Raw genomic sequence first — 12,446 nt, forward strand, 5'->3', positions numbered from 1 at the left:
TCACTCCTAATGACCACTATTCGGCTGAATCGTTTCAGGATCACGATAAATCGCTTCAGCTTCATGTACAGTTGGTGTTGGACTTGCCAAGGCACGACGAATCACCCCAATGGCAGCGAACAACATCACAAATGCCACAATCATAAAGAAACCACATAACACGGCATTAATTTGATTGGACATGACAATGGTTTGCATTTCAGTCACTGTTTTTGCAGGTGCTAAAATTTCATTGCGTTGAATTGCAGCATTGAAACGATCTGCTTGCGCCAAGAAACCAATTTTGGGATTGTCGTGGAAAATCTTTTGCCAACCTGCAGTCATTGAAGTAATGAACAAGAAAACTGTAGGGATAATCGTCACCCAAACATATTTTTCTTTTTTCATTTTAAACAGAATCACTGTACCTAAAATGAGCGCCATCGCTGCCAAAATTTGGTTACCAATACCAAATAGAGGCCATAAGCTATTAATACCGCCTAAAGGATCGACCACGCCTTGATAGACGAAGAAGCCCCAACCAGCCACCGCAACTGCTGTGCCAAGCAAGTTACCAAAGAAGTTATGTGAGTTTTTCACTGCAGGAATAACAATACCTACAGTATCTTGCACCATAAAACGGCAAGCACGTGTGCCTGCATCTACTGCAGTTAAAATAAATAAGGCTTCAAATAAAATGGCAAAGTGATACCAGAATGCCATCATTGAGCGGTTATTAAAAATCTCGGTGATGATATGTGCCATACCAATTGCAAACGTTGGCGCACCACCCGTACGTGACAGAATCGAGCTTTCACCGACTTCTTTTGCCAAAATGGTTAAAGCCTCAGGAGTCACTACAAAGCCTAAATTTCGTACCGCTTCTGCTGCACTTTCCACCGTTGTACCTAAAACTGCAGTGGGTGCATTAATGGCAAAGTACACGCCTGGGTCTAGCACCGTGGCACAAATCATTGCCATGATTGCCACGAAAGACTCCATCAACATGCCGCCATAACCAATCATCCGAATGTCTTTTTCGTTATTGACTAGTTTTGGCGTCGTACCTGAAGACACTAAGGCGTGGAAACCTGAAATCGCACCGCAGGCAATGGTAATAAATAAGAATGGGAACAATGAACCCGCAAATACTGGCCCTGTACCATCAATAAAATGGGTCACCGCAGGCATCTTCATTTCAGGCATTGCAAACACAATCCCGACAGCCAAACCCGCTATAACACCAATTTTTAAGAACGTCGATAAATAATCACGTGGCGCCAATAACAACCACACTGGCAAAACTGAAGCAATAAAACCGTAGGCAATTAAACACCACGTTAATTCTGTGCCACTTAAAGTAAATAAAGGCCCCCAGAATGGATGCTGTGCAACATTTTCACCATAAATAATACCCATCATCATCAGGACAAAACCAATAATGGAAACCTCAGCAATTTTCCCCGGACGAATAAAACGCATATAAATGCCCATGAAAATCGCAATTGGGATGGTGGCTGCAATACTAAATACGCCCCACGGACTATTGGTTAAAGCTTTCACGACAACCAAAGCGAGTACGGCAAGAATAATCACCATCACGCCCAGCGCACCCAGCATGACAATCACACCAGCAAATGAACCCAACTCTTGTTTTGCCATTTCTCCCAAAGAACGCCCATCACGACGTGTAGAAATAAACAAAACCAAAAAGTCTTGGACTGCACCTGCCAACACCACCCCGACTAAAAGCCAGATCGTGCCGGGTAAATAACCCATTTGTGCTGCAAGAATAGGCCCAACTAAAGGGCCTGCACCTGCAATCGCGGCAAAGTGGTGACCAAATAACACACTTTTATTGGTGGGCACATAATCTAAACCGTCAGCCAAACGATGTGCGGGCGTTAAGCGTCGCTCATTTAACTCAAATACTTTGGTGGCAATAAATAAACTGTAGAAGCGGTATGCAATGCTATAGACACAGACCGCAGCTAAAACTAACCAGACTGCATTGACGTGTTCGCCTCTACTGACTGCCAATATCCCAAAAGATACTGCACCCAATATAGCGACCAAAAGCCATATAATTTTTGAAGTCAGACCTGACTTCGGTTGAACTGTTTCCATGTCAATCTCTCTTCTTGTTACATTTTTTAAGCGTTACTTTTATTGTCGAGATGTAGCTTTATTTCCTAAATCCTTGGTTGATCCTGCTCCTTTTATTTTGATGTCTGCTGCCCTTACATCCATAGTGTGCGCTACCGTACACTTAAATGGAGCACCAACAGTTTCCTATACTTTTCACCTATTCTTTTACCACATAATCAAATCAACAAAAAAGGGGGATGACGCGAATCATCCCCCTCTTTTACTTATGATTTATCAATAAATCACTATGCGCGTTCTAGGTATTCACCTGTACGTGTATCTACACGAACGCTTTCTTCTTGCTGTACGAATAAAGGAACACGTACCACTGCACCTGTTTCTAATTTCGCTGGTTTACCGCCACCACCAGAAGTATCGCCACGTACACCCGGATCAGTTTCGACAATTTTTAATACCACGAAGTTTGGTGCGTTTACAGTTAAAGGCACACCGTTAAACAACATAATGGTACATTTTTCGTTTGAATCATCTTTTAACCATTTTGCAGCATCGCCCATTGCGGTTTTGTCAGCAGCAATTTGCTCAAAAGATACAGGATCCATGAAGTTCCACATTTCGCCATCGTTGTAGAGGTATTCCATTTCTACTTCTACAATGTCAGCTGCTTCTAGTGAATCACCAGACTTAAATGTTTTTTCTAAAACTTTACCAGAACGAAGGTTACGAAGTTTTACGCGGTTAAACGCTTGACCTTTACCTGGCTTTACATATTCATTTTCCATGATTGAACATGGGTTACCATCAAGCATAACCTTAAGGCCTGACTTGAAATCATTCGTAGAATAATAGGCCATGACTGGCACACTCCAAACTGACTAACTTAACTATTTATGTTACAAAGCAAATGACCAACGCAGCTTTGCGATGCTCGCCATCTTGCAACATCTTTTTTCATCGGACGTATTGTAAATGAGCAAGCCATAACGAAGCAATGAAAATCCACTACCGATCACCTCAAGATATCGGTAAAATCAGCTGTTTTGTAATGATTCTGATTCAAAGCGATTAATCATTCGCGGCATTCACGCTCAATGAACAAAGAATTCATCTACGCTAAATAGATCTGTACTTGGTTCCTTTCACCTCATATTTAAATCTTTTCTGGCATGATCAACTACCTGTACCAAGAACAAAACTGGCAATCTCAACTCAGTGACTTGATCACCGACCCACGCGAATTGTTAAATATTTTAGAGCTGTCTGAACAGCAGTTGCTGTCAGGTGCTTTACTGGCATCCAATCAGTTTAAATTGCGTATCCCGCGTGCATTTGTGGCCAAAATGCAAAAAGGCAATCCACTCGATCCTTTACTATTACAGGTTCTGCCGCATCATTTAGAACTGGAAGATCATCCTGGATTTGTGACCGACCCTTTGGGTGAGGAACAAGCCAATCAACAACCTGGAGTCTTACACAAATATAAATCACGCTTTTTGCTGACCTTGACTGGTGCTTGCGCAGTACATTGTCGTTATTGTTTCCGCAGGCACTTTCCTTATCAGGAAAATCTGCCAAAAACTGAAGACTGGGACAATATCCGTAATTACATTGAAAGTCAGCCCGATATTAATGAAGTGATTTTAAGTGGTGGCGACCCGCTCACTTTGTCAAATCGTAAATTAAATATCTGGATTGAGCGATTGGCGTCTATTCCGCAAATAAAATTTTTGAGAATTCATTCACGAGTTCCGATTGTTATTCCCAACCGTGTCGATGAATCGCTGATTTCCTTACTAAAAAATAGTAGGCTGCGTATTATTCTAGTGGTACACTCGAACCACGCATCAGAATTAGATGACTTTACCTGTTCGCAACTTGCCAAGTTAGTCGAACAAAACATCACCGTTCTGAATCAAGCAGTCTTATTAAATGGGGTCAATAATTCTGCTCAGGTCTTGGTCGATTTAAGCTATCGTCTTTTTGATGCAGGGGTGATGCCTTACTATTTACACCTGTTAGATAAAGTAAAAGGAGCGCATCATTTTGATTTAATGCCGCAAGACATTGATCACATCTATAAAGAGCTTTTAGCGAACTTACCTGGCTATTTAGTTCCTAAACTCGTTAGGGAAATTGCGGGCGAAAAAAACAAGACACCGCTTTTTGGGGTTTCAACTTATTGAGTTAAATAACAATCATGAATATGAATACTTCAGATCTTTTTCTAGTTCCCAGCGAACTAAAGCTGGAGCAATTGAGTTTTTGTCAAAATACGGTTAAAAGCATTCAGGCATGGGCAGCGGATTTATCCATTTTACAATTGGGTGATTCTTCCCAAGCTCTATTTAATGCACTTTTAGAAATTTCAGAACTGAAATGTCAGGAAACATTACGTTTTGACTTAATTCAAGCTATTCATCCGACACTTGAAAATGTGCTTACCAGTCTGGAAAAGCATTTTTTCAACCAGGCTTTGATTAGTAATGACCGCAACGATCATATTATTGAACTCGCGCTGTTATTACGCAGTCATTTCGCCAAAGTCTATATTAATATTTCCCGACGTAGCCACCAACAACTCACCCAACAAAAATTTTCTTTATTTGCCTTTAATTTAAAAAAGAACTTACAAACTGCACGAGTTCTATCTAGCTATTATGCTTTACAACAATTAGCTCTACTGCGCTATCAACAACACATGCTTTATAGCCACGCCTTGCCAAATCAGTGGTTAATTGCACACCAACTTTTAGATACAGCCATTCAACAACATTATTATTTAAATAATATTAATCAGTTACAAGGCACACAACATCAACTGATTAATATTGCTCAAGCCTATGCACAGCTGATTTTATTGGAAATTTTCAATACCCATCAAATTCGACCTGCAGAAATTCAAGGCTTATATCTCTGTAGCTTTGATTGGGCAAAACTGATTCAAGTTTTACCCAAAGAAACGACGCTTTCACGTTATGTGGTCGATGCAAGCAAAGATCATCCACCTATTTACAATACGCACCAAAGCCAAGGTTTTCATGCCAATATTTTTATTGCAACTCAACCCCTACTCGATCATTTAAATGAAGCTCAAGGTCGTAAAGGTGAACATTTATCACGCAATGAAAAGCTATTCTTAACCCCTGCTTTGCATTTCCACTTGCACAATATTTTGACCAATACAGCAGAACGTGTGCATGAGCGTTATGAATATTCGGCACGGATTAAAATTTGCTTTGGTTTGACTGTGGCACATTTTTATCTGTCTAATGGTAAAAACTTCAATGAAACGCTGGCTTTGGGCGATAACTACCAATTCCAGAATGAAAGCCAGTTTATCAATGCCATGCATACCAACTCTACGGTAGATATTAGCGCTGTTAAAACCTTAGACCGTGAAGCCAAACAAATTTACAATGCCGATGTTTTAGATATTAGTGTCAATGGCTATCGTATTAAATGGACGGGTGAAACACCGAAAAACCTTAAAACAGGTGAATTTATTCTGGTTCAGGAAAATAGCCAAAGTCCGTGGCGTGGTGGTGTCATTCGCTGGATTAAACAATCTGCTGAAAAAAGCTTAGAACTTGGCTTGGAAATTTTAACCCAAGATATTTACCCTTGTGCTGTTTTTGTTAAAACAGATCGGCATACAGGACATTATCATCCAGCATTATTGGTACAAAGTACGCAGGTCAATGAAGTCAATACCTCATTGATTTTGCCAAGTCTGCAATTATTACGTGACAAACAAACCGTACAGCTACGTTTAGGTGAAGAAGAACTAAAAGTGTTCTTAATTAAGCCGTTATTGATTACCCAAAGCTTTATGCGCTTTGATTTTGAGTTGTTGAATGACCAACAACAGCCTTTACTTGATGGTTTTATTCAGAAACAAGTGAATGAAGTTAAAAATCACGATTTATGGGAAGCATTAAAGTGAGAAATCCATTATTGTCTAAAAAGCTCAAACGTACCGAAACACGTTTACTCATAATCGATGACAACCAAATACGTTTTAATCAAATTTGTGAACAACTCACTGCAAATGAGCACCGTGTTCAGGCTTATCTATTAGATGACATTAAAAACTTTGAAAAACAATTACATTTAACTTGGGATTTGGTGATCTTTGGTCGTGCTTATGACCTAAAAGTCGATCAGGCACTCACTTTAATTCGTGCATCACAGCAACCAAATTTACCGCTACTTTTGCTCAAACCAGACGATTACGATGCCACGCAATACACCAGTTATGTGCGCAAAGGCATCTATGACATTATCAATTTAGATTACCCCGAACGCTTCTATTTTGGCTTAATTCGCGCACTGTCTTTTAGTCGCTTACAGCAGTCACAAGAACAACTTATGACTGAACTGGAAAATGCACAATCACAAGCTCAGGCGTTGGTCGAAGACAGTAGCAAAGCAGTAGCCATTATTCAGGAAGGAATTCATGCACAAGCCAATGCTGAATATTTACAGCTATTTGGTTTAAAAAGTGAAGATGACCTTATTGGCTTGCCATTATTGGATTTATTGCAACCGCAAGATATTACAGATTTTAAATTCCGCTTTAAGAAAGTCAGTCAAGGACAATTTGAACACGGCCGTTTTGATATTCATAGCCAAAACCCGCTATTAGCAAAACAAAACCCGCTCAAAATTGAATTTGTTGGAGCAGCTGACGACGCCATACAAATCACCATAGATATTGAAAATACGGCGCAAAATACTGTCCCTGCTCAAACGACAGCAGACAAAGCAGCGACAAAACCAAGCACCTACCAATTGGTAAATCGCACTTTAGCCAAACAGCCATCTAATGCCAATGCTTTGGTGGTGTTTTCTTTGGCGAACTGCCCTGAATCAATTTTCCAAGCCGACTGGCAAACCACAAAAAATTACTTTACCAACATTCAAAATTTTTTAAAAGAACAGACCAATGTACCATTATTTAATGTGAGTAATGGTTTAGTGGTTGGTTTGTTCCAAGCAGAATCGCCTGCAATTTTAGAATCGAAACTGATTGGCTTAAATTCACTCACGAAACCGCAATTACTTACGGTAGATCAACATACTTACCCACTTAATTTGCGTATTGGTTATGTGCCATTCACTCCAGACATTCAAAATGAAAGCAGTTTTGAGCAACTGATTAGCCAAGGTTTTGCCAACGCATTACCACAACAGCAAGAACAACATAACTCAGGTTTAACCTTAGACTTGTCCTTTGGTGAATCTAACTTAAATGTAATTGAATCTGCTGCAGCTGTACCACAATCGTATAGTGAATCTGCGATTATTGCAGCGATACGTCAAAGTCTTGATCGTGGTGAAATTCATCTGAAGTATCAACAACTTTATGATAAGCAAGACACCAATTTATATACCTATGAAGTAACTAGTGGCTTTATTTTCAATAGTGAATGGAAATCACTGACAGGCTTAATAGATTTGGCTGAAGACCCAGAATTATCCATTAAACTGGATCGTTGGATTTTGGTCGAAGCTTGTAAACAATTGCACAACTTCATCACCCAATATCCTGAAGCGAAGCTGATTATCAATTTAAACAAATTTGTTTTATTACAAGACCGCAGCTTCCCTGAGTTTGTGTCTAAACTGATAACGATTATTGGTAGCCGCCTCAGCCATCCATTAATTTTGCAATTCTCTGAAGAAGACATCAGCCAAAACTTAGGTGATGCGCAGAAACAAATCAGTTTATTACGTCAGCACGGCGCTGAAATTTCTCTGCGTGATTTTGGTCATTCGATTTATAGTGAATCTATCTTGAAACAAGTCGATATTCACTACTTGACCTTGCACAGTGCACTGACTGAAAAACTGGCTGCTGATGACTCGACGCAAGAATTACAGGAACAATTGAGCATTTATAGTGAAATTAAACCTGTAGAAGTGTTATTGCGTGACTTAAATGATATGAACCTGTTTGCGAATGCGTGGAATGTCGATGCGCGCTTTATTCAGGGTGATTATTTCCAGAAAAAACTCGATCATTTAATTGATGTGCAAGACCAATAAGGTCTTGTGCATTAGGGTCTATTTGTAGACCCTAAAATTTAAGGCACAAAAAAACGGGCAATTGCCCGTTTTTTTCGTACTGGATATTAACGTTTGATAGAACGTGACATACCAGCAAAACGTTGTTTGAACTTGTCGATACGACCGCCAGTGTCAACGTTCTTTTGCTTACCAGTGTAGAACGGGTGGCATGCAGAACATACGTCAAGATAAAGAGTTTCTTTACCAACTGCTGAACGAGTTTCGATTACGTTACCGCAAGAACAAGTTGCAACTAATTTTTCATATTTTGGGTGAATATCGGCGCGCATCGTCGATTACTCCTAAGATTTAAGAAGGCTTAAGCTGTCATCGCAATTGGTCACTCTCATTAAAAAAATGAGGACATGCTTTAAAAGCAGACCAACACCACAACAGACCATTCTTTTGGCCCACCGAGACGGATACCGTCAGAGCTAAGCACAACAAGTTGGGCAATATTATACGGAATAAAATATTTTAAAGCTAATTATTCTTAGGAATTTAATTCCTGAGGTTCAGTCGAATCGGGCTGCTTTTCGAGATAATTGGCTATCACACCGCACACCATCAACTGAATTTGATGGAAAATCATGATCGGTAAAACAATCATCCCCAACGGCTGCCCAATAAATAAAATTTGCACCATCGGTACACCACTGGCTAAGGTTTTTTTGGAGCTACAAAAAAATGCGGCAATTTGGTCTTCACGTGCAAAACCCAACCATTGCGGCACAACCCACGCCAACCACATCACAAGGGTCAATAACACGGAACAAGCAATAATCAACAGCAATAAAGTCATACCACTAACTTGATGCCACAATCCTGCTACCACTGCCCCACTAAATGCACCATAAACCACCATCAAAATCGAACCCTGATCAAATACCTTGACCAGCTTTGGTAATTTCAACATCTGAGGAAAAACATAAGGACGTAATAACTGCCCCAAAATAAATGGCACCAATAACAATAAAGTAATTTGAATAATCGAATTTGTCGGGTCAAAACCGTGTTCAGACTGCCCTAAAATAAAGATGCCTACTAAAACTGGGGTAATAAACATCCCAATTAAATTAGAGAATGACGCACTGCAGACTGCGCTGGCAACATTGCCTTTTGCCACTGACGTAAAGGCAATTGAAGATTGCACGGTTGAAGGCAAAAAGCACATGAACAAAAAGCCCCAATACAGCTCCTGCCCGAGCATTGGCACTAGAATTGGCTTTGCCAGCAAACCTAAAATTGGGAATAACGCAAAGGTAAAAGTAAATACCAACGCATGCAATTTCCAATGCATCATGCCCTGAATGACAGCTTCACGTGATAATTTCGCCCCATGCAAAAAGAATAAGATTGCAATGGCAACTGTCGTAATCATACTAAAAACTTCGGCTGCTTGCCCTGACACAGGCACGACACTGGCGAGGATGACTATCACAAACAAAAGAATGGTAAAGCGATCCAATGCCAATAACTTCAACATAAACACATCCTGTATATTCTTTTACTGTTGCAAAAAAGCCCAGCAATTTTTACCTTTCGATAAAGGTATATTACTGAGCAATATTCAAAAAGCGAGCATTTTCAGGCGATGTTCAATATTTTCAAAATGAATACTGAACAACATTCAGTTTATTGCGCCATAAAGGTTTGGTTTTTACTGCTTCACTGATGAAGACTTAGTTATTACGTGCGTTCTGATCTTGCTGAATCAATTCAACTTTATAACCATCTGGGTCTTCAACAAAAGCAATGACAGTTACACCACCTTTCATTGGCCCTGCTTCACGTACCACATTGCCGCCGCGCGCTTTAATTTCTTCACATGCTTTGTAGGCATCGTCTACCGCAATTGCAATATGACCATAACCATTGCCCAAATCATAGCTGTCTGTATCCCAGTTATGCGTCAACTCCAAAACGGTGTGATTTTCTTCATCGCCATAGCCTACAAAAGCAAGGGTAAAACGACCTTCTTCATAATCACGCTTACGCAGCAAAGTCATGCCTAAAACTTCTGTATAAAATTTTAATGATTGCTCTAAATTACCTACACGTAACATGGTATGCAGCATGCGCATGTCATTCATCCTTTTGTTCAATCGGTTTTGCTTGTATGTGTTGATGGTCACGTAACAATTTCGCCACCCACACCACTAAAATTAAAATAGGGATTCCAATTAATGTGGTCATGAGGAAAAAGTTTGGATAACCAATATTGGTCACTATAGTACCTGAATAACCACCTAAAATCTTAGGAGTCAAGGTCATGAGTGAGCTAAAAATTGCATATTGCACAGCAGTAAATGACACACTGGTTAAACTGGATAAAAATGCGATAAAAGCCGCGCCCGCTAAACCTGAAGCCAAGTTATCGACAATAATCGCAAAATATAACCATGCTGTGCTATATGGCTTAATCACCTTGCCCTGAATTTCAACCATATTGTTTGAAGATGATTGAACGATCGGCAAAGGTTGTATATCTACATCCAAAGCATTGCCTTCATGTGTGTTTAAATCGACCTGATAGGTTTGGCTGTGTTGTTGTACTGTTTGCTGTCTATTCAATAATACGGCTTGCAGTTGTTTACTTGGTGAGTCTGCCAAAAGCTGCCCTGCAATCGCTGCCGTAAAAATTCCTTGTGCATCTAGTTTTGCATCAAAATTTTGACCATCTAGCTGCAGTACAATTTTTTGCTGTTCGGTTAAGGCAGGCCCTGCATATTGCCCACGTACGACAATACTGTTGCTGGCTTCATTTTCGCTAATACGATTATCCGAAGTCAGTGGTAAAAACTGGAGTTGTGCAGTTTCAATCTCAGTTTGGTGCAAATACGGCATCGACACTAAACGTGACGGCGTATCGCCCGTTTGGTATTGCGCACGTACCTGAATTTCATCCTGTGTTGCTAAAACCTGACTAGGCACAGCCACTTTCCAATATCCAACTTCATCGGCCTGGGTTTGATATTGTTGTTGCCCCACAGAAACTTGCACATCGCTCAGTTGCTGTCCTGACTTCACCAGACCAATAAAAATAAGATTGGTGGATGATGCCAACACCGCGCCAACAAACATTAATTTCATAATGTTCATACGCTGTGCCAGTAAACCGCCCAAGAAGCCACCCACTAAACTGAAAATGACCCCATAAACCTTAACCGCTTCGGCAATTTGTTCTTTGCTAAAGTTCAAATCCTGATAGAACACATTGGAAATTACACCTGCAATAATGTCTGAAACTCGATAAAAACCAATCAAGAGTAATAACACCAGTGCCAGTTTCATGCCGTAGCGTTTAAAGAAATCTGCAACAGGATGCACCCATGTTTCAAATGCCATCTGTTTATTGACTGCGCCCAATTTGACCAAAATTGTGCCCATGCCTACAGCAGCCGCACCCGATGCAATAAAACGTAAAGCTTCTATAGAAAATAATAAAAATGCATCTTTGAGTTGGAATTGTTGTTTTAAGGCTTCGGTAAAATTACCCGAAAAGACGTAGCACAATACAAAACTGAATACCGCAACAAAAAACACCGTAACCAGACGAAAATAGTCGCGTCGTTGATAATGCTTGCTGACCCGATTCACTTGCGGCTCACGAATCACCAAAGTCGTGATAATGCCAATCAGCATCACCGCAGCCATCGCCAAATAGGTAATTTTCCATGCACTATAAATATAGTTGCCTTTGGCTGTACCTAACGAGGCTGCCAAAAATAAAGCACCTGCCCCTGCGACAATCATCCCAATGCGATAGCCCGCGTTATAGGTCGATGCCAACACGGTTTGCATTTGAGTTTCAGCCAGTTCGATACGGTAAGCATCAATCACAATATCTTGCGTGGCTGCAGAAAAGCCTAGTAATACTGCACCCAATGCCATTTGATATAAATGCGCCTGTCCCAAAGCTGGGTCAGAAAATGCCATCACCGCAATTGCACAAACAATTAAACATTGGGCGATGAGCAGCCATGCCCGACGTCGCCCCAGTTTTTTGGTTAAATAGGGTACGGGTAATTCATCAATTAATGGTGCCCAGACAAATTTAAAGGAATAACCCAAGGCAGCCCAACTAAAGAAAGTGACCGCACTTTTGTCAATGCCTGCTTCGCCCAACCACAAAGATAGACTGGAAAAAATCAGTAAAATTGGAATACCTGCAGAGAAGCCCAAAAACAGCATAATCAGCGCACGACGGTCTAAAAATGCCGTAAATGCAGCTTTCCACCCTGTATTTTGTGCTGAAGTTTGCCCAGTCTGTTGTGTGGTCATTCGAT

9 protein-coding genes are annotated in these 12,446 nt (G+C 40.5%); 3 read left to right on the plus strand and 6 right to left on the minus strand.

Features of this window, described 5'->3' with window-relative positions; genetic code table 11:
- Positions 1 to 6 precede the first annotated feature (6 nt).
- Both FTV52_RS03270 and efp read right to left on the minus strand, forming a co-directional pair.
- Complete coding sequence (locus FTV52_RS03270; RefSeq protein WP_004971612.1) at positions 7 to 2,106, minus strand: carbon starvation CstA family protein; 2,100 nt, start codon at positions 2,104 to 2,106, stop codon at positions 7 to 9.
- A gap of 266 nt (positions 2,107 to 2,372) precedes the next feature.
- On the minus strand, positions 2,373 to 2,942 hold the full coding sequence (gene efp / locus FTV52_RS03275) for an elongation factor P (protein ID WP_004971615.1): 570 nt from the start codon (positions 2,940 to 2,942) through the stop codon (positions 2,373 to 2,375).
- A gap of 312 nt (positions 2,943 to 3,254) precedes the next feature.
- Between efp and epmB the strand changes: the two genes are divergently transcribed.
- The 3 genes from epmB to FTV52_RS03290 are packed head-to-tail and all read left to right on the plus strand — an operon-like array spanning position 3,255 to position 8,136.
- On the plus strand, positions 3,255 to 4,271 hold the full coding sequence (gene epmB / locus FTV52_RS03280; protein WP_179989871.1) for an EF-P beta-lysylation protein EpmB: 1,017 nt from the start codon (positions 3,255 to 3,257) through the stop codon (positions 4,269 to 4,271).
- 14 nt (positions 4,272 to 4,285) lie between these two features.
- Positions 4,286 to 6,031 (plus strand): GTPase, encoded by a 1,746-nt coding sequence (locus tag FTV52_RS03285; protein ID WP_096901069.1) that lies wholly within the window; start codon positions 4,286 to 4,288, stop codon positions 6,029 to 6,031.
- Complete coding sequence (locus tag FTV52_RS03290; protein ID WP_179989873.1) at positions 6,013 to 8,136, plus strand: EAL domain-containing protein; 2,124 nt, start codon at positions 6,013 to 6,015, stop codon at positions 8,134 to 8,136. The genes FTV52_RS03285 and FTV52_RS03290 overlap by 19 nt, the downstream gene beginning before the upstream one ends.
- An 86-nt stretch (positions 8,137 to 8,222) precedes the next feature.
- On the opposite strand, the gene rpmE is transcribed toward FTV52_RS03290, so the two are convergent.
- The 4 genes from rpmE to FTV52_RS03310 all read right to left on the minus strand — a co-directional run bounded on the left by rpmE (position 8,223) and on the right by FTV52_RS03310 (position 12,441).
- Positions 8,223 to 8,447, minus strand: a complete 225-nt coding sequence (gene rpmE, locus FTV52_RS03295) for a 50S ribosomal protein L31 (RefSeq protein WP_004971624.1) — start codon at positions 8,445 to 8,447, stop codon at positions 8,223 to 8,225.
- A 203-nt stretch (positions 8,448 to 8,650) separates the two neighbouring features.
- Positions 8,651 to 9,649: a bile acid:sodium symporter family protein gene (locus FTV52_RS03300; RefSeq protein WP_179989875.1), complete on the minus strand. Its 999-nt coding sequence runs from the start codon at positions 9,647 to 9,649 to the stop codon at positions 8,651 to 8,653.
- Between the two features lie 190 nt (positions 9,650 to 9,839).
- Positions 9,840 to 10,241 carry a lactoylglutathione lyase gene (gloA, locus tag FTV52_RS03305; protein ID WP_004971627.1) on the minus strand — a complete coding sequence of 134 codons (402 nt, stop codon included), beginning with the start codon at positions 10,239 to 10,241 and terminating at the stop codon, positions 9,840 to 9,842.
- A 1-nt stretch (position 10,242) separates the two neighbouring features.
- Positions 10,243 to 12,441, minus strand: coding sequence for an MFS transporter (locus FTV52_RS03310; RefSeq protein WP_004971628.1), 2,199 nt, complete (start codon positions 12,439 to 12,441; stop codon positions 10,243 to 10,245).
- Positions 12,442 to 12,446 lie beyond the last annotated feature (5 nt).

It is taken from the genome of Acinetobacter sp. YH1901141, from assembly GCF_013416935.1.
GTDB lineage: Bacteria > Pseudomonadota > Gammaproteobacteria > Pseudomonadales > Moraxellaceae > Acinetobacter > Acinetobacter towneri.